Below are 18043 nucleotides of genomic sequence, written 5' to 3' on the forward strand. Positions count from 1 at the left end.
ACCGGGACGCAGACGTAGCCGACGGGAGAACCTTGGTGCCTTCCATGCACTCGTTCCCACCGCCGCAGGGTCTCTACGACCCGCGCCACGAGAAGGACGCCTGTGGCGTCGCCTTCGTCGCGACGCTGACCGGGGAGGCCAGCCACGACATCGTGGCGAAGGCGCTCACGGCTCTTCGCAACCTCGACCACCGCGGTGCCGCCGGCGCCGAGGCCAACTCCGGTGACGGTGCCGGGATCCTGATGCAGGTGCCCGACGCGTTCCTGCGCGCGGTCGCCGCCGATGCGGGGATCACCCTGCCGGTCGCCGGCACGTACGCCGTGGGCACGGCCTTCCTGCCCGGTGACGAGGGCCAGGTCGCCAAGACCCGGACCCGGATCGAGGAGATCGCCGCCGAGGAGGGCCTGGTCGTCCTCGGCTGGCGCGAGGTCCCGGTCAACCCCGACATCCTCGGGACGATGGCGGTCAGCGTCATGCCGACCTTCACGCAGCTGTTCGTGCAGGCGCCGGGCGGCGCCCTCAACGGCATGGACCTCGAGCGCCTCGCCTTCTGCCTGCGCAAGCGCGCCGAGCGCGAGACCGACGTCTACTTCCCGTCGCTGTCGTCGCGCACGCTGGCCTACAAGGGCATGCTGACGACCGACCAGCTCGACAACTTCTTCCCCGACCTGCGCGACGAGCGGATGGCCTCGGCCATCGGCGTGGTGCACTCGCGGTTCTCGACGAACACCTTCCCGAGCTGGCCGCTGTCGCACCCGTTCCGGTTCATCGCCCACAACGGCGAGATCAACACCGTGATGGGCAACCGCAACTGGATGCGCGCCCGCGAGGCGCTGCTGGCCTCCGAGGCCATCCCCGGCGACCTGGAGCGGCTGTTCCCGATCTGCACGCCCGGTGCGTCGGACTCGGCCTCCTTCGACGAGGTCCTCGAGCTCCTCCACATGGGGGGTCGCAGCCTGCCGCACGCGGTGCTGATGATGATCCCGGAGGCGTGGGAGAACCACACCGAGATGGATGCGAAGCGGCGCGACTTCTACCGCTTCCACTCCGCCACCATGGAGCCGTGGGACGGCCCGGCGTGCGTCGTGTTCACCGACGGCACCCAGATCGGCGCGGTCCTCGACCGCAACGGCCTGCGTCCCTCGCGCTTCTGGGTCACCGACGACGGCCTGGTCGTCCTCGCCTCCGAGGTCGGCGTACTCGACCTCGACCCGGCCACCGTGGTCCGCAAGGGCCGCCTGCAGCCGGGCCGGATGTTCCTGGTCGACACCGAGGAGCACCGGATCATCGAGGACGAGGAGATCAAGGACCAGCTCGCCTCGGAGCACCCGTACGGCGAGTGGCTGCACGGCGGGATCATCCACCTCGACGACATCCCCGAGCGTGAGCACATCGTGCACACCCACGCCTCGGTCACGCGTCGCCAGCAGATCTTCGGCTACACCGAGGAGGAGCTGCGGGTCATCCTCACCCCGATGGCCAACACCGGTGGCGAGCCGCTCGGCTCGATGGGCACCGACACGCCCATCGCGGCGCTCAGCGACAAGCCCCGGCTGCTGTTCGACTACTTCAGCCAGCTGTTCGCGCAGGTGACCAACCCGCCGCTGGACGCCATCCGCGAGGAGCTCGTCACCTCGCTCAACGGCACCATCGGTCCCGAGGCCAACCTGCTCGAGCCCGGCCCGGCGTCCTGCCGCCAGATCGTGGTCCCCTTCCCGGTCATCTCCAACGACGACCTGGTGAAGATCCGCCACATCAACCGCGACGGCGACCACCCCGGGTTCCAGACCCACGTGGCCCGCGGTCTGTACGACGTCAACGGCGGCGGTGCCGCGATGGCGGCCCGGCTCGACGAGATCTGCCGGGAGGTGTCGGCCGCGATCGACGCCGGCGCGCGGATCATCGTGCTCTCGGACCGGCACGCGACGGCCGACCTCGCGCCGATCCCGTCGCTGCTGCTCACCGGTGCGGTCCACCACCACCTGGTGCGCGAGAAGACCCGCACCCAGGTCGGCCTGCTCGTCGAGGCCGGCGACGTCCGCGAGGTGCACCACGTGGCGCTCCTCGTCGGCTACGGCGCGGCGGCGGTCAACCCGTACCTCGCCATGGAGAGCGTCGAGGACCTCGCCCGCGAGCGCTACTACGTCAAGGCCGAGCCCGAGGTGGCGGTCAACAACCTCGTCAAGGCGCTCGGCAAGGGCGTCGTGAAGGTGATGTCCAAGATCGGCGTGAGCACCGTGGCGTCGTACACCGGTGCGCAGATCTTCGAGTGCGTCGGCCTCTCGCAGTCGGTCGTCGACAAGTACTTCACCGGCACCACCTCCAAGCTCGGCGGTGTCGAGCTCGAGGTCGTCGCCCAGGAGGTCGCAGCGCGGCACGCCAAGGCGTACCCGCCAGCCGGCATCGCGCCCGCGCACCGCGAGCTCGAGATCGGTGGCGAGTACCAGTGGCGTCGCGAGGGCGAGCCGCACCTCTTCAACCCGGAGACGGTGTTCCGCCTGCAGCACTCCACGCGGACCGGCCGCTACGACATCTTCAAGCAGTACACGCAGGCCGTCGACGACCAGTCCGAGAAGCTGATGACGCTGCGCGGGCTGTTCAAGTTCAAGGACGCCGGCGCGTTCGGCCGCACCCCGATCTCCATCGACGAGGTCGAGCCGGTGGCCGACATCGTCAAGCGGTTCTCGACCGGTGCCATGTCCTACGGCTCGATCTCGCGCGAGGCGCACGAGACGCTGGCCATCGCCATGAACCGGCTGGGCGCGAAGTCCAACACCGGTGAGGGCGGCGAGGACTCCGAGCGGCTGCACGACCCCGAGCGCCGCAGCTCCATCAAGCAGGTCGCCTCGGGCCGCTTCGGCGTCACCTCGGAGTACCTCACCAACGCCGACGACATCCAGATCAAGATGGCGCAGGGCGCGAAGCCCGGTGAGGGCGGCCAGCTGCCCGGCAACAAGGTCTACCCGTGGGTGGCCAAGACCCGGCACTCCACGCCGGGCGTCGGCCTGATCAGCCCGCCGCCGCACCACGACATCTACTCGATCGAGGACCTGGCCCAGCTGATCCACGACCTCAAGAACGCCAACCCGTCGGCCCGCGTCCACGTGAAGCTGGTCTCCGAGGTCGGCGTCGGCACGGTCGCGGCCGGTGTGTCCAAGGCGCACGCGGACGTCGTACTCATCTCCGGGCACGACGGCGGCACGGGCGCGTCCCCGCTGACCTCGCTCAAGCACGCCGGTGGTCCCTGGGAGCTCGGCCTGGCCGAGACCCAGCAGACGCTGCTGCTCAACGGCCTGCGCGACCGGATCGTCGTCCAGACCGACGGCCAGCTCAAGACCGGTCGCGACGTGGTCATCGCGGCGCTGCTCGGTGCCGAGGAGTTCGGCTTCGCGACCGCCCCGCTGGTGGTCTCGGGGTGCATCCTGATGCGGGTCTGCCACCTCGACACCTGCCCGGTGGGCGTGGCGACCCAGAACCCGACCCTGCGCTCGCGGTTCAGCGGCAAGGCCGAGTACGTCGTCAACTTCTTCGAGTTCATCGCCGAGGAGGTCCGTGAGCTGCTCGCGCAGCTGGGTTTCCGGTCGATCGAGGAGGCCATCGGCCAGGTCGAGGTGCTCGACACCGTCGACGCCGAGCGGCACTGGAAGGCGAAGGGTCTCGACCTCGCGCCGATCCTGCACAAGGTCGAGATCGCCGAGACGCACTTCCCCGACCAGGACCTGCGCAACACCGGCGGTCAGGAGCACGGCCTGGAGAGGTCGCTCGACGTCACCGAGATCCTGCCCCTGGCGGCGGCGGCGATCGAGAGCGGCGAGCCCGTCCGGGCCCAGCTCTCGATCCGCAACGTCAACCGCACGGTCGGCACGATCCTCGGCCACGAGGTCACCAAGAAGTACGGCGGCGAGGGCCTGCCCGACGGGACGATCGACCTGACATTCGTCGGCTCGGCCGGCCAGTCCTTCGGCGCGTTCGTGCCTCGCGGCATCACGCTGCGCCTCGAGGGCGACGCCAACGATTACGTCGGCAAGGGCCTCTCGGGCGGCCGGATCGCGATCCGGCCCGACCGGAACGCCACCTTCCGCGCCGAGGAGCACATCATCGCCGGCAACACCATCGCCTACGGCGCGACGTCGGGTGAGATCTTCATCCGCGGTGGCGTGGGAGAGCGGTGCTGCGTGCGCAACTCGGGCGCCACCATCGTGACCGAGGGCGTGGGCGACCACGGCTGCGAGTACATGACGGGTGGCCGCGTCGTCGTCCTCGGCAAGACGGGCCGCAACTTCGCGGCCGGCATGTCGGGCGGCATCGCCTGGGTCCTGGATCTCAAGGACTTCCGGGTCAACGCCGAGCTGGTCGACCTGCGTCCGGTCTCCGAGGCCTACGCCGCGGAGCTCCAGCAGATCGTCCGCGCCCACTTCGAGGAGACCGGCTCCGAGGTCGCCGAGGCGCTGCTGGCCGACTGGGAGGCCGCACTGCCGCGGTTCACCGAGGTCATGCCGCGCGACTACGCGAAGGTACTGGCGGTCCAGGCCGACGCCGAGGCCGAGGGCCTCGACGCCGACGCCGCCGCCAACCGGATTATGGAGGTGCTCCATGGCTGACCCGAAGGGGTTCTTGAAGAACACCCGTGAGGTGGCCGGGCGTCGTCCGGTCGAGGAGCGGGTCCACGACTGGAACGAGGTCTACCCGGGTGGGATCGGTCGTGCGCTGCTGCCGATCATCAACGTCCAGGCCAGCCGCTGCATGGACTGCGGGATCCCGTTCTGCCACTCCGGCTGCCCCCTGGGCAACATCATCCCGGAGTGGAACGACCTGGTCTGGCGCGACGACTGGGACGGTGCCATCGAGCGCCTGCACGCGACCAACAACTTCCCGGAGTTCACCGGTCGCCTCTGTCCGGCTCCCTGCGAGACGGCGTGCGTCCTCGGCATCAACCAGCCCGCGGTCACCATCAAGAACATCGAGGTCTCGATCATCGACCGGGCCTACGAGTCGGGCTTCGTGCGGCCGCAGCCGCCCGAGTGGCTGACCGGCAAGACCGTCGCCGTCATCGGCTCCGGTCCCGCGGGCCTGGCCGCCGCCCAGCAGCTCACCCGGGCCGGCCACACCGTGGCCGTCTACGAGCGGGCCGACCAGCCCGGTGGCCTGCTGCGCTACGGCATCCCCGAGTTCAAGATGGAGAAGAAGCACCTCGAGCGCCGGCTCGACCAGATGCGCCGCGAGGGCACGGTCTTCCGCTCCGGCGTCGAGGTCGGCACCGGCAAGCTCACCGGTGACGCGCTCAAGGACCGCTTCGACGCCGTCGTCCTGGCCGTCGGCTCCACCGTCCCGCGCGACCTCCCGGTCCCGGGCCGCGAGCTCAAGGGCATCCACCAGGCGATGGAGTTCCTGCCGCAGGCCAACCGGGTCGCCCTGGGGGAGACGGTCGAGGACCAGATCCGCGCCGACGGCAAGCACGTCGTCATCATCGGTGGCGGTGACACGGGCGCCGACTGCCTCGGCACCTCGATCCGCCAGGGCGCGGCCTCGATCACGCAGCTGGAGATCATGCCCCAGCCGACGGAGGACCGCCCGAACGGGCAGCCGTGGCCGACGTACCCGATGACCTATCGGGTCTCCTCCGCTCACGAGGAGGGTGGCGAGCGGGTGTACGCCGTGTCGACCCAGGAGTTCCTCGGCGACGAGGACGGCAACGTCCGGGCGCTGCGCCTGGTCGAGGTGTCCTTCGAGGGCGGCAAGCTGGTCGAGCACGAGGGCACCGAGCGGGAGATCCCGGCCGACCTGGTCCTCTTCGCGATGGGCTTCCTCGGTCCCGAGCAGCCCGGCCTGGTCGAGCAGCTCGGCCTGGAGCTCGACGAGCGCGGCAACATCAAGCGCGACAACAGCTATGCGACCAACGTCGAGGGCGTCTTCGTCGCCGGCGACGCCGGCCGCGGCCAGTCGCTCATCGTGTGGGCGATCGCCGAGGGCCGGGCCGCGGCCGCCGGTGTGGACACCTTCCTGACCGGCAGCACCCAGCTGCCCGCGCCGATCCCGCCGACCGCGCGTCCGCTGGTGGTCTGACGGACAACGACCCGGCTCATCCCGAAACCTCTCGGGATGAGCCGGGTCGGCGTTTTTGACGTTCCAATTGCCCGATAGGCTCTGAGGGTGCGGAGAGCCAAGATCGTGTGCACCCTGGGTCCGGCCACCAGCTCGGAGCGGAGGATCCGCGAGCTCGTGTATGCCGGCATGGACGTCGCCCGTCTCAACATGAGCCACGGCAGCCACGAGCAGCACGCCGAGGCCTATCGCCTGGTCCGGGAGGCGTCGGACGCCTCCGGCCACGGCGTCGGCATCCTCGCCGACCTGCAGGGCCCGAAGATCCGCCTCGAGCGCTTCGCCGACGGGCCGGTCCAGCTCAAGCGAGGGCAGCGCTGGGTCATCACCACGCGCGACGTCGAGGGCGACGCCGAGATCTGCGGTACGACGTACAAGGGCCTCCCCGGCGACGTCGCGCCCGGCGACCCGCTGCTCATCGACGACGGCAAGGTCCGTCTCCGCGTCGTCGAGGTCGTCGACGGGACCGACGTGGTCACCGAGGTCCTGGTCGCCGGCAAGGTGAGCAACAACAAGGGCATCAACCTTCCCGGTGTCGCGGTCTCCGTGCCGGCGCTGTCGGACAAGGACACCGAGGACCTGCGCTTCGCCCTGCGCCTCGGCGTCGACTTCATCGCCCTCAGCTTCGTGCGCAACGCCGCCGACGCCGAGGACGTGCGCACGATCATGCGCGAGGAGGGGATCGTGGTCCCCGTCATCGCGAAGATCGAGAAGCCGCAGGCCATCGAGAACCTCGACGAGGTCGTCGACGCCTTCGACGCGTTCATGGTCGCCCGCGGCGACCTCGGCGTGGAGTGCCCGCTGGAGGAGGTGCCCTTCTTGCAGAAGAAGATCATCGTCGCCGCCCGCCGCAACGCGAAGCCGGTCATCGTCGCCACCCAGATGCTCGAGTCGATGGTCACCAACCCCGCCCCGACCCGCGCGGAGGCGAGCGACGTCGCGAACGCCGTGCTCGACGGCGCGGACGCCGTGATGCTCTCCGGTGAGACCAGCGTGGGGGAGCACCCCGTCCACACGGTCGAGACGATGGCCCGGATCATCACCGCCACCGAGGAGCACGCCCTCGTCGACGAGAGCTTCAGCCGCTTCGGCCGCATCGAGTGGGACCCCCACACCACCTCCGGCGTGATCACCAAGGCCGCCGAGGAGGTCGCCCAGCGCGTCGGCGCCAAGTACGTCGTCGCCTTCACCCAGTCCGGCGACTCCGCCCGCCGCCTGGCCCGCCTGCGCAGTCCGATCCCCGTCCTCGCCTTCACACCCGAGGCCCGCTCCCGCTCGCAGCTCGCCGTCAGCTGGGGCGTCGAGGCCTTCCAGACCTCCACCGTCGAGCACACCGACGAGATGGTCCGCCAGGTCGACGAGGAGCTGCTCCGCATCGGCCGGGTCAAGGAGGGTGACCGGGTCGTGATCGTCGCCGGCAGCCCCCCGGGGATCCCGGGCTCGACCAACGCGCTGCGCGTGCACCGGATGGGCGACGCGATCAATGAGGTCGCCCCCGCGTACCGGCGCAGCCGCTGATCCTCAGGTCTTCAGCCCGACCAGCGCGTCCAGCCGTGCAACCGCGTCGCGGCGGGACACGCTGATCACCCGGGTGTTGGACTGGCGCCATGGGATCTCGACCAGGTCGAGAGCCCAGCAGCAGAGCTCGCGGATGTCCTGGGAGGCATTGCAGAACTGCCACCGTGGGTAGCGGTAGATCTTCGGCCGACCCGCGACCATCCGGCGCGTCCAGTTGTTGGCTCGGCAGCCGTCGGAGTGGAACAGTCCACGTAGGAACGGGCCGGGGTTGTCCTCGACGATCGCGCGCTGCCAGTCCTCCAGCACGATCGGTCGCTCGTGCTTCCGGCCCGGTCCGTGTTGCGGAAACAGGCACGTCCAGTGTTGCCAGGACACGGTCGTGATCACGCAGCCCGGTGCCATCCGGGTGTGCGGGCGACCACCGGGCTTCACCCGCGTCATCAGGTCGATCAGGCGCGCGTTGTCGACGACGTACTTCTCGTCGTTGAAGACGTGCAGGTTCCAGACGGCGCCCCGGCCGCGCGAGATGTGCCCGTCGCCGAGGTACCACCCAAGGAGCTCTGCGTATGAGCCGTGGTCGAGTTCGGCGTCGGTGCAGCGGGGACACGGAACCGAGGTGTGTGCCTGTCCGCGTGCCTGACCGCGACGTTGGTAGAGGCGCCGCCAGCGACGGATCGTCTTGATGGCGACGCCATGCTTGGCTGCGTTCTCGGCGTCCGACATCCCGGCATCGGAGTCGCGCAGAGCGCTGTCGACGACCTCAGCGGGGCGGACGTGGACCATGGCACAGGGTGCCTCGGTGGTCCGGCAGAAACTCTTCGATGGGGTGCCGGGTGTGGGATTCGAACCCACACGCCCTTTCGGACAATGGTGTTTGAGACCATCGCGTCTGCCGTTCCGCCAACCCGGCCAGGTCAGGAGAAACGGTAGCCGAGACACTCCGCCGCCCCTGCACCGCCCGGCCCGATAGCCTGACCCCGTGACCGAGACCGCCCCGAACGAGCAGCCGCAGCCCCGCACCGTGGTCATCGCCGAGGACGAGACCCTGATCCGGATGGACCTCGCCGAGATGCTGGCCGAGGAGGGGTACGACGTCGTGGGGCAGGCCGGCGACGGGCAGAAGGCGATCGAGCTGGCCGAGCAGCTGCGGCCCGACCTGGTCATCCTCGACGTGAAGATGCCGGTGCTCGACGGGATCGCGGCGGCCGAGGCGATCGCGGGCCAGCGGATCGCGCCGGTGGTCATGCTGACGGCGTTCTCGCAGCGCGACCTGGTGGAGCGGGCGCGGGAGGCGGGCGCGATGTCGTACCTCGTCAAGCCGTTCTCGCAGTCCGACCTCGTGCCGGCGATCGAGATGGCGGTGAGCCGGTTCGCGGAGATCCGCCAGCTCGAGAACGAGGTCAGCGACCTGACCGAGCGGCTCGAGACCCGCAAGGCGGTCGACCGGGCGAAGGGCATCCTCCAGGAGCAGCTCTCGCTCTCGGAGTCCGAGGCCTTCCGGTGGATCCAGAAGACGGCCATGGACCTGCGCATGTCGATGCGCGAGGTGGCCGACGGGGTGGTCGCCCACGGCGTCCCCGGCACGCCCGCTCCGTAAATCGTCCGACGTTCGGGTCGTCCAGGTAACAGATTCGTCATGATTTGTGACCTGGGCCACCGAGTTGCTTCCACCGACCCGTGCGCCGGTGTAGGTTCCCGCGGCAGGACAACTCCGGGGTGGCACCGCGCCGTCCCCGGCCGATGAGGAAGCGGGAGAGGTCTCTTGAGGCGAAACAAGGTATTCGGTGTCGGGGCTGCGGTGCTGGCCCTCAGCCTGACCGTCACGGCCTGTGGGTCCGATGACAGCGGGGACGGCGACAAGGGCGCCAAGGGTGGCGGCGACCTCTGCGGCAAGAACATCGCGTTCCTCGGCGCCCTCACGGGCGACGCGGCTGCTCTCGGCCAGAACATGCTCGGTGGCGTGAAGCTCGCGCTCGACGAGTACAACAAGGCGAACGCCGACTGCAAGATCGGCGTCAAGGAGTTCGACTCCCAGGGTGACCCGAAGGTCGCTCCGGGCCTCGCCACCCAGATCATCAACGACGACTCGATCTTCGGCCTCGTCGGCCCCGGCTTCTCCGGTGAGTCGCTCGCGACCGGCAAGACGTTCTACGAGGCCGGCCTGCCGTCGATCTCCGCGTCGGCCACCAACGTGACCATCACCCAGCAGGACTGGATCACCTGGCACCGCGTCATCGGCAACGACGAGGCGCAGGGCAAGGCCGACTCCAAGTACCTCACCGAGACCGTCGGTGCCACCAAGGTGTTCGTCGTCGACGACGGCCAGGACTACAGCAAAGGCCTGGCGGGCTACGTCAAGGAGGGCCTCGGCGACGCGAAGGTCGGCGAGGACCAGATCACCGTGGGCCAGACCGACATGTCCGCGGTCGTCACCCAGATCAAGGCCTCGGGCGCCGACGCGGTCTTCTACGGCGGCTACTACGCCGAGGCGGGCCTGCTGGTCAAGCAGCTGCGCCAGGGCGGCTTCACCGGCACCTTCATGTCGGGCGACGGCTCGGAGGACCCGGCGTTCGTGAAGGCGGCGGGCGCCGACGCGGCCGAGGGCGCGGTCCTCTCCGCTCCGGCCGCCCCGGCCCCGGCCGACTTCAACGACAAGTACAAGGCCGTCGTCGGTGCCGACTCCGGTCTGTACTCCACCCAGGCCTACGACGCGGCGAACATCTTCCTCGCCGCGGTCAAGGACGGCGCGGCCACCGCAGAGGAGGTCAACGACTTCATCGGCAAGTACGACGGTGAGGGCGCCAGTGGCCCGATCGCGTTCGACGACAAGGGTGACATCACCTCCTCGACGATCTACGCGTACTTCGTCAAGGGCGGCAAGCTCGACCTCGAGAACCCGGAGGCGATCAAGTGATCGTCGGCGGGTGACCACACGCGTCATCCGCTGAGCTGCGGCCGGGGGGCCACCGCCCCCCGGCCGCAGTCGAGTCAAGACCGGCGACCAGGGGGGACCCCTTGCACTTCGACGTTCTCATCAACAACCTGCCGGCGTTCACGATCGGTGGCCTGGTGTTCGGCGCGATCTACGCGTTGGTCGCCCTCGGCTACACGATGGTCTACGGCGTCCTGCAGCTGATCAACTTCGCACACTCCGAAGTCTTCATGTACGGCACCTTCGCCGTCGCCTGGGTCTTCGTGCTCTTCCACGGCACCGACTCGGTGACCTGGAGCCTGGGCAAGGCCTTGCCCCTCTTGTTGGTGGCGCTGGTCGCCGCCATGATCCTGTCGGCCGCCATCGCGCTCCTCCTCGAACGCGTGGCCTACCGACCACTCATCAACAAGGGTGCCCCGAAGCTCATCGCCCTCATCTCGGCGATCGGAGCGTCCTTCGCTCTCGCCGAGGCGATGGGCCTGCGTGACCGGTTCGCCGGCTGGGTGCACCTCGACGACAACCTGTCCGACTACGTCGCCAAGGCGCGCGACGTGTACTCGAACCCGGTCACGATCCAGCCCAAGGGCCTCTTCGACGTCGGCAACTACACGCTGACCGACGTCGACCTGGTCATCATCGTCGCCGCCATCTTGATGATGGTCGCGCTCGACACCTTCGTGCGGCGGACCCGGTTCGGCCGCGGCATCCGTGCCGTCGCGCAGGACCCGGAGTCCGCGGCCCTGATGGGGGTGAACTCCAACCGGGTCATCCAGGTCACCTTCCTGATCGGAGGCCTGATGGCCGGTGCGGCGGCCGCCCTGTACATGATGAAGATCGGCTCGACCCGCCAGAACGCCGGCTTCCTGCTCGGTGTCAAGGCCTTCACCGCCGCCGTCCTCGGCGGCATCGGCAACCTGCGGGGTGCCCTCCTCGGCGGCCTGGTGCTCGGCGTCGCCGAGAGCTACGGGTCCGCGATCTTCGGCTCGGAGTGGAAGGACGTGGTGGCGTTCGTGCTCCTCGTCCTGATCCTGCTCGTCAGGCCCTCCGGCCTGCTGGGCGAGGCCCTCGGAAAGGCGCGTGCGTGATGAGCTCCATCGGTGACGCCCTGCGGGGCATCGGGCAGAAGTGGGACGGCGTGGTCGACGGCTTCAACAGGAAGCCGACGCCGGTCAAGCTGGGGTTCCTGCTGCTGTTCGTGCTGTTCTTCTACGCGCTGCCGCTGCTGCGGCCTCCGCTGTTGACCACCGGCGGCATCGACTTCGGTGGCGTGATGTTCCAGGTGATCGCGTTCGCGCTGGTCGCGCTGGGTCTCAACATCGTGATCGGGTACGCCGGCCTGCTCGACCTCGGCTACGTCGGCTTCTACTGCGTCGGCGCCTACACGACCGGTGTGCTGACCGTCTACCACGGCAGCTGGCCGTTCCTGCTGGCGCTGCCCGTGGCGGTGGCCGTCACCATGGTCACCGGCGTGATCCTCGGCGCCCCGACGCTGCGCGTGCGCGGTGACTACCTCGCCATCGTGACGCTCGGCTTCGGTGAGATCATCCGGATCGTCGTGACCAACGTCGAGTGGCTCGGTGCCGCTTCCGGCATCAAGGACATCCCGCACCCGCCGAACATCGGACCGAACCCCGAGGGCCCGTTCGTCGACCCGAGCGAGCGCGGGCTGTTCCAGATCCCGCGGCTGGAGTGGGACGGCCTGGTCCCGCACCTCGACCACGACCACCCGACCTCCTTCCTGATCTTCGGCTCGCAGGACGCGATCCCCTACTACTGGCTGCTGCTCACGGTGCTGATCCTGGTGCTGATCGGCGACCGGCTGGTCAAGGCCAGCCGGGTCGGTCGGGCCTGGGAGGCGACCCGCGAGGACGAGGACGCGGCCGAGCTGATGGGCGTGCCGACCTTCAAGTACAAGCTGATGGCGTTCGCCCTCGGTGCCGCCATCGGTGGCCTCTCGGGGTCGTTCTACGCCAGCAGCCAAGGCGGCTACATCAACCCGCAGAGCTTCCCGCTGCTGCTCTCGATGCTCTTCGTCGCGGCGGTCATCCTGGGCGGCTCAGGCAACCGATGGGGAGCGATCGCCGGTGGTGCGCTGGTGGCCTACCTGCCCGAGCGGTTCCGCGACATCAACGACTACCGCCTGCTGATCTTCGGCCTCGCACTCACCGTGCTCGCGGTGCTGCGGCCGGAGGGCCTGTTGCCGCCACGCCGTACGAGGCGGGCGAAGGCGATGGAAGCGGAGATCGAGGCACTCGAAGAGGGCGAGCTGGAGGAGGACGCCAATGCCTGAGCAGACGACTGACCAGACGACGGCGATGCCGGGGGAGCGCAGGGCTCTGCTCGAGGTCGACCACGTCACCCTGCGGTTCGGCGGCCTGACAGCGCTCGACGACGTCAGCTTCGAGATCCGCGAGGGCGAGATCCTCGGCCTGATCGGCCCGAACGGCGCCGGCAAGACCACCTGCTTCAACGTGATGACGGGCGTCTACCGGCCGACCTCGGGGCAGGTGCGCTTCGACGGCAATGTGCTGGCGAAGATGAAGAAGCACAAGATCACCCGCCTCGGCCTGGCCCGGACGTTCCAGAACATCCGGCTGTTCAAGTCGATGACAGTGCTCGAGAACGTCATGGTCGGCACCGACGCCCACAGCAAGGTCGGCTTCTTCGACGCGCTGCTGCGCACCCCCCGTCACCGCCGCACCGAGGGCGCCTCGCGGGAGCGGGCCAAGGAGCTGCTTCACCTGGTCGGCATCACCGCCCGGCACGACGAGCTCGCCGCCAACCTGTCGTACGGCGACCAGCGGCGCCTCGAGATCGCCCGGGCGATGGGCACCGGTCCGAAGCTGCTGTGCCTCGACGAGCCGGCGGCCGGCTTCAACCCCGCCGAGAAGGTCAAGCTCATGGAGCTGATCCGCAAGGTGCGCGACGAGGGCTACACCGTGCTGCTGATCGAGCACGACATGCGCCTGGTCATGGGCGTCACCGACCGGATCGTGGTGCTCGAGTTCGGCCGCAAGATCGCGGAGGGCGTCCCTGCCGAGATCCGCGACAACCCGGCGGTCATCGCCGCCTACCTGGGAGTGGATGAAGATGCTTCTTGAGGTTGACGACCTGCAGGTCAACTACGGCCACATCGAGGCCATCCGTGGCATCAGCTTCTCGGTGCCCGAAGGCACGGTCACCTCGCTGGTCGGAGCCAACGGCGCCGGCAAGACGACCACGCTGAAGACGGTCTCGGGGCTGCGAAAGGTGCGCGGTGGTGCGGTCCGGTTCCAGGGCGAGGACATCACCCAGCTCCCGCCGTACGAGCGGGTGAAGCGGGGGATCAGCCAGTCGCCCGAGGGGCGCGGCTGCTTCCCTGGCATGACCGTGAGCGAGAACCTCGACATGGGTGCCTTCCTGCGCAAGGACCGCAAGACCGCGGCCTACCGGGAGGACCTGGACCGGGTCTTCACGCTGTTCCCCCGGTTGAAGGAGCGCGAGAAGCAGGCAGCCGGCAGCATGTCCGGCGGTGAGCAGCAGATGCTGGCGATCGGGCGTGCACTCATGTCCCGGCCCAAGCTGCTGCTGCTCGACGAGCCCTCGATGGGCCTGGCGCCCAAGCTGATCCAGCAGATCTTCACGATCATCACGGAGATCAACGAGCAGGGCACCACGGTTCTGCTCGTGGAGCAGAACGCCGCCCAGGCGCTCAAGCGCTCGCACGACGCCCACATCCTCGAGACCGGCGAGATCGTCCGGTCCGGGGCGGGCGCCGACCTGGCCGTCGACCCGGCGGTCAAGGCCGCCTACCTCGGAGGCGACGTCTGAGCCGATCCGGCACGCAGGACGACGAAGGGGCCCCGGCGCGATGCCGGGGCCCCTTCGTCGTACTGCGTGACGAATCGGCTCAGAGGACCTTCGAGAGGAAGGACTGGGTCCGCTCGTGCTGGGGGTTGGACAGCACCTCGGCGGGCAGGCCCTCCTCGACGACGACCCCGCCGTCCATGAAGACCAGCTTGTCGCCGACCTCGCGGGCGAAGCCCATCTCGTGGGTGACGACCATCATGGTCATGCCCTCCTGCGCGAGCTCCTTCATGACGCCGAGGACGTCGCCGACCAGCTCGGGGTCGAGGGCGCTGGTGGGCTCGTCGAAGAGCATCATGTCGGGCTCCATCGACAGCGCCCGGGCGATCGCGACGCGCTGCTGCTGACCACCCGAGAGGTGGGCGGGGTAGGCCGACTCCTTGTCCGAGAGCCCGACCTTCTCCAGGTTCTGACGAGCGATCTGGACCGCCTGGTCCTTGCTCCGGCCCCGCACGTTGCGCTGGGCCAGGGTCAGGTTCTTGAGGACCGACAGGTGCGGGAACAGGTTGAACTGCTGGAAGACCATGCCGATCCGCGAGCGCATCTCGTCGAGGTCCGTCTCGGGGTCGCAGATGTCGACACCCTCGATCAGGATCTCGCCGGAGGTGGGCTCCTCGAGCCGGTTGACGCAGCGCAGCAGCGTCGACTTCCCGGACCCGGAGGGGCCGATCACGCAGACGACCTGGCCGGCGTCGACGAAGAAGTCGATGCCCTTGAGCACCTCGTGGTTGCCGTAGTACTTGTGCAGGCCACGGACCGCGATCGCCGGCATCGGCTCGCCGTTGGCGAGGGTGGGGGAGTTCATCGGGTCGCCTTCCTCTGCCGGCGCTCCTGCCAGGCCACGAGCTGGGTGATCGGGATCGTGATGACCAGGTAGAGCAGAGCCGCCTGGATCAGGCTGGTCGAGGTGCCGGTCGAGGGACCCGAGGTGGTGAAGTCGTTGGCGACGTTGGTGAGCTCGCGGCTGTCGAAGGTGGCCCCGGCGACCGAGAGCAGGGCCGTGTCCTTGATCAGCAGGACGAACTCGTTGGTCAGCGGTGGGATGACGACCCGGAACGCCTGGGGGAGCACCACCTTGAACAAGGTGGCAGTCCCGCTCATGCCGAGCGAGCGGGCCGCCTCGGTCTGGCCCTTCGGCACGGCCTGGATGCCCGCCCGCAGCGTCTCGGACATGTAGGCGCCGGCGACCATGATCAGCGCGATCAGGCCGGCCCCGGCGGGCCCGCCCGGGGGCGTCCAGCCGATGGCGATCGGCAGGCCGAACGCCATGAACAAGATCACGATCAGCGCCGGCAGGCCGCGGAAGAACTCGACGTACACCGTCGCGAGCCAGCGCAGGGTCGCGACCGGCGAGAGCCGCATCAGGGACAGGGCGAGCGCCAGGACCAGGCCGCCGACGAACGCGATCGCGGTGTACTTGACCGTGTTGACCGCACCGATGGTGACCAGGTCGGCCCAGTTGCCGGCCGACCAGCCCTCGACGCCGCCGGAGTTCCAGAAGTTGTGGTGGATCTGGTCCCAGTCGGCGAGCGCGGCCAGCGCGACGACGACGGCGAGCACGCCGAGGTTGAGGCTCCAGATCGTCAGCCGGCGCTGCGTGGTGCGCTTCACTTCACCTCGAAGTACTTGTTGTAGATGGTGTCGTAGGTGCCGTCGGAGTGCATCTCCTCGAGCGCACCGTCGATGTCCTTGACCAGCTGGCTGTTGCCCTTCTTGATGGCGAAGCCGTACTCCTCGTCGGTGTCGTAGGTCTCGACGACCTTGAAGGCCCCGTCGGTGGTGTGGTCGAGGTTGACCGGGAGGTCCTGCAGCAGGGCGTCGACCTGGCCGGCCTTGATCGCCTGGTACATCTCGGCGTCGCTCGGGAAGGTGGAGATCTTGGCGCCCTTGGCGTTCTCCTCGGCGTAGGTCTTGCCGGTGGTGCCGCGCTGGACGCCGACCTTCACGCCGTCGAGGTCGCTGATGGAGGCGATCTTGCTGTCGGCGGCGACCAGCAGCGACTGCTTGGAGTCGTAGTAGCCGTCGGAGAAGTCGAGGTTCTTCTTGCGGTCGTCGGTGATCGTCATCGCGGAGGCGACCAGGTCGCACTGCTTCGCGTTGAGGGCCTGGCCGCTCTGGAGCGCGTCGAACGACGAGTCCTTGATGGTGAGCTTCAGGTCGAGGCGCTTGGCGACCTCGGAGACGATGTCGACGTCGAAGCCCTTGAAGCCGGTGTCACTGGACTTGTCGAAGTCCTCGAACGGCGGGTACGGAACGTCCGAGCAGACGGTGAGGGTGTCCTTCTTGATGAGGTCGGCGCCGGTGGCGGACTTGGCGCTGTCCTCGGAGCCACAGGCGCTGAGCGCGAACGTGGCGAGGGCCGTCAGGGCGAGGGCGGTGATGCGCGACTTCTGCATGAGCCGCACTCTAGGCCCCTGTTTCCGGCGCCGCGAAGGCGTGTCGCAGGACACATTTCTCGGATCCGAGATTGATCCTTTGCCGAAAACGCAGATGGGGCGTCCCCCTGTGCGACGCGGCCGGGTGAGCGTAGTGTTCCGCCTGACCGTTCGGGACCGAGCGGTCTGCGCCGTGGGGGTCATGGAGGGGCAGGGTCGGGATGAGTCGCTACTCGCTGACGACGCGCGTCGCCACGCGCGAGGACGCACCGGTGCTCGCCGAGCTGTGGAGCGACGCCGTACGCCGGGCCGATCCGGCCGAGCAGGTCGCCGACGTCGAGCTGATCGTCAAGGCCGCCGCGGCCTCGCCGGAGCAGCGCCTCGTCGTCGTCGAGTACGACGGCAAGGTCGCCGGCGCGGTCTACCTGCGGATCACCACGCTCTCGCCGCTCAACCTCGAGCCGTGCGTCCAGTCGATCCACCCGCGGGTCTTCGACGCCTGCCGGCGCCACGGCGTCGGGCACGCCCTGATGGAGGCCGCCACCGCGTTCGCGGAGGACAACGGCATCCTGCACGTCGTCACCGCGGTCCCGCACTCCTCGCGCGAGTCCAACCGGTTCATGGCGCGCCTGGGCCTGGCGCCGGTCGTGATGTACCGGATCGCCCCGACCACGCTGCTGCGCAGCCGGGTCTCGCCGCAGCGCCAGCAGACCGGTGTCGACGGGAGCCGCAGCCGGGTGCTCGCCGCCCGCCGCTCGCTGCGCCGGGCGCGCACCGAGCGGCTCGTCCTCCCGGAGTGACCGGGAGCGCGTTCAGGCCGTGGGGCTGGGATCGCGCTCGAGCAGCGCGCAGGTGATCCGCGAGGTGCACACCCGCCGCCCGGCGTCGTCGCTGACGACGATCTCGAAGCTGGCCATGGTCCGGCCGCGGTGCAGCGGCGTCGCGACGCCGGTGACGACACCGGACGTGGCCGAACGGTGGTGGGTGGCGTTGATGTCGGTGCCGACCGCGAACCGGTCCGGGCCGGCGTGGATCGCGGCCGCCACCGATCCGAGGGTCTCGGCGAGGACCACCGACGCACCGCCGTGGAGCAGGCCGTAGGGCTGGGTGTTGCCCTCGACGGGCATCGTCGCGACGACCCGGTCCGCGGTGACCTCGACGAGCTCGATGCCCATCCGCTCGTTGAGTGCACCCATGTGGGTGCGCATGAAGTCGGCGATCTCGTCGATGGTCGTCATGGGCCGAAACGATAGTCGGCGGGCATCGGTAGAGT

General features: G+C 69.1%; 15 protein-coding genes and 1 tRNA gene. 10 read left to right on the forward strand and 6 right to left on the reverse strand.

All coding sequences use genetic code 11. The annotated features are described in order from the left end of the window. Positions 1-44: 44 nt before the first annotated feature. From gltB to pyk, 3 genes are all read left to right on the forward strand, one after another. Complete coding sequence (gene gltB, locus FBY23_RS12370; protein ID WP_141798419.1) at positions 45-4601, forward strand: glutamate synthase large subunit; 4557 nt, start codon at positions 45-47, stop codon at positions 4599-4601. Next, a complete protein-coding gene (locus FBY23_RS12375; RefSeq protein WP_141798420.1) occupies positions 4594-6063 on the forward strand; it encodes a glutamate synthase subunit beta in 1470 nt (489 codons plus the stop codon). Before gltB ends, FBY23_RS12375 begins: the two co-directional genes overlap by 8 nt. A gap of 87 nt (positions 6064-6150) precedes the next feature. Further along, on the forward strand, positions 6151-7617 hold the full coding sequence (pyk, locus tag FBY23_RS12380; RefSeq protein ID WP_141798421.1) for a pyruvate kinase: 1467 nt from the start codon (positions 6151-6153) through the stop codon (positions 7615-7617). Positions 7618-7620: 3 nt separating this feature from the next. Here the strand turns inward: pyk and FBY23_RS12385 are convergent, their stop codons facing one another. Continuing rightward, positions 7621-8400 (reverse strand): transcriptional regulator, encoded by a 780-nt coding sequence (locus tag FBY23_RS12385; RefSeq protein WP_141798422.1) that lies wholly within the window; start codon positions 8398-8400, stop codon positions 7621-7623. Positions 8401-8444: 44 nt separating this feature from the next. Further along, positions 8445-8527, reverse strand: a tRNA-Leu gene (locus FBY23_RS12390). A 69-nt stretch (positions 8528-8596) separates the two neighbouring features. Here FBY23_RS12390 and FBY23_RS12395 point away from each other — a divergent pair. The 6 genes from FBY23_RS12395 to FBY23_RS12420 all read left to right on the forward strand — a co-directional run bounded on the left by FBY23_RS12395 (position 8597) and on the right by FBY23_RS12420 (position 14359). After that, a complete protein-coding gene (locus FBY23_RS12395) occupies positions 8597-9214 on the forward strand; it encodes an ANTAR domain-containing response regulator (protein WP_141798423.1) in 618 nt (205 codons plus the stop codon). Positions 9215-9415: 201 nt separating this feature from the next. Beyond that, positions 9416-10531, forward strand: a complete 1116-nt coding sequence (locus FBY23_RS12400) for a branched-chain amino acid ABC transporter substrate-binding protein (protein ID WP_160158226.1) — start codon at positions 9416-9418, stop codon at positions 10529-10531. Between the two features lie 101 nt (positions 10532-10632). Then, positions 10633-11634 carry a branched-chain amino acid ABC transporter permease gene (locus tag FBY23_RS12405; protein WP_141798425.1) on the forward strand — a complete coding sequence of 334 codons (1002 nt, stop codon included), beginning with the start codon at positions 10633-10635 and terminating at the stop codon, positions 11632-11634. Beyond that, positions 11634-12839, forward strand: coding sequence for a branched-chain amino acid ABC transporter permease (locus FBY23_RS12410; RefSeq protein WP_174245206.1), 1206 nt, complete (start codon positions 11634-11636; stop codon positions 12837-12839). Before FBY23_RS12405 ends, FBY23_RS12410 begins: the two co-directional genes overlap by 1 nt. Further along, entirely contained in the window at positions 12832-13650 is an 819-nt protein-coding gene (locus FBY23_RS12415; RefSeq protein WP_141798426.1) for an ABC transporter ATP-binding protein, read from the forward strand. The genes FBY23_RS12410 and FBY23_RS12415 overlap by 8 nt, the downstream gene beginning before the upstream one ends. Then, the gene (locus tag FBY23_RS12420; RefSeq protein WP_222117810.1) at positions 13634-14359 is read left to right on the forward strand and encodes an ABC transporter ATP-binding protein; all 726 of its coding nucleotides are present in this window, start codon (positions 13634-13636) and stop codon (positions 14357-14359) included. The genes FBY23_RS12415 and FBY23_RS12420 overlap by 17 nt, the downstream gene beginning before the upstream one ends. A 79-nt stretch (positions 14360-14438) precedes the next feature. Here the strand turns inward: FBY23_RS12420 and FBY23_RS12425 are convergent, their stop codons facing one another. Genes FBY23_RS12425 through FBY23_RS12435 form a run of 3 tightly spaced genes read right to left on the reverse strand, consistent with a single transcriptional unit; the run spans position 14439 to position 16791 of the window. Then, positions 14439-15200 carry an amino acid ABC transporter ATP-binding protein gene (locus FBY23_RS12425; protein WP_282426265.1) on the reverse strand — a complete coding sequence of 254 codons (762 nt, stop codon included), beginning with the start codon at positions 15198-15200 and terminating at the stop codon, positions 14439-14441. Then, positions 15197-16006: an amino acid ABC transporter permease gene (locus FBY23_RS12430; RefSeq protein ID WP_141798427.1), complete on the reverse strand. Its 810-nt coding sequence runs from the start codon at positions 16004-16006 to the stop codon at positions 15197-15199. Before FBY23_RS12430 ends, FBY23_RS12425 begins: the two co-directional genes overlap by 4 nt. Beyond that, positions 16003-16791 carry an ABC transporter substrate-binding protein gene (locus tag FBY23_RS12435; protein WP_141798428.1) on the reverse strand — a complete coding sequence of 263 codons (789 nt, stop codon included), beginning with the start codon at positions 16789-16791 and terminating at the stop codon, positions 16003-16005. The genes FBY23_RS12430 and FBY23_RS12435 overlap by 4 nt, the downstream gene beginning before the upstream one ends. Before the next feature lie 200 nt (positions 16792-16991). On the opposite strand from FBY23_RS12435, the gene FBY23_RS12440 reads away from it, so the two are divergent. Then, positions 16992-17570, forward strand: coding sequence for a GNAT family N-acetyltransferase (locus tag FBY23_RS12440; RefSeq protein ID WP_141798429.1), 579 nt, complete (start codon positions 16992-16994; stop codon positions 17568-17570). 12 nt (positions 17571-17582) lie between these two features. Here FBY23_RS12440 and FBY23_RS12445 read toward each other — a convergent pair whose 3' ends face one another. Beyond that, on the reverse strand, positions 17583-18008 hold the full coding sequence (locus FBY23_RS12445) for a hotdog fold thioesterase (RefSeq protein WP_141798430.1): 426 nt from the start codon (positions 18006-18008) through the stop codon (positions 17583-17585). Between the last annotated feature and the right edge of the window lie 35 nt (positions 18009-18043).

The organism is Nocardioides sp. SLBN-35, from assembly GCF_006715725.1.
In the GTDB taxonomy this organism is placed as follows: domain Bacteria; phylum Actinomycetota; class Actinomycetes; order Propionibacteriales; family Nocardioidaceae; genus Nocardioides.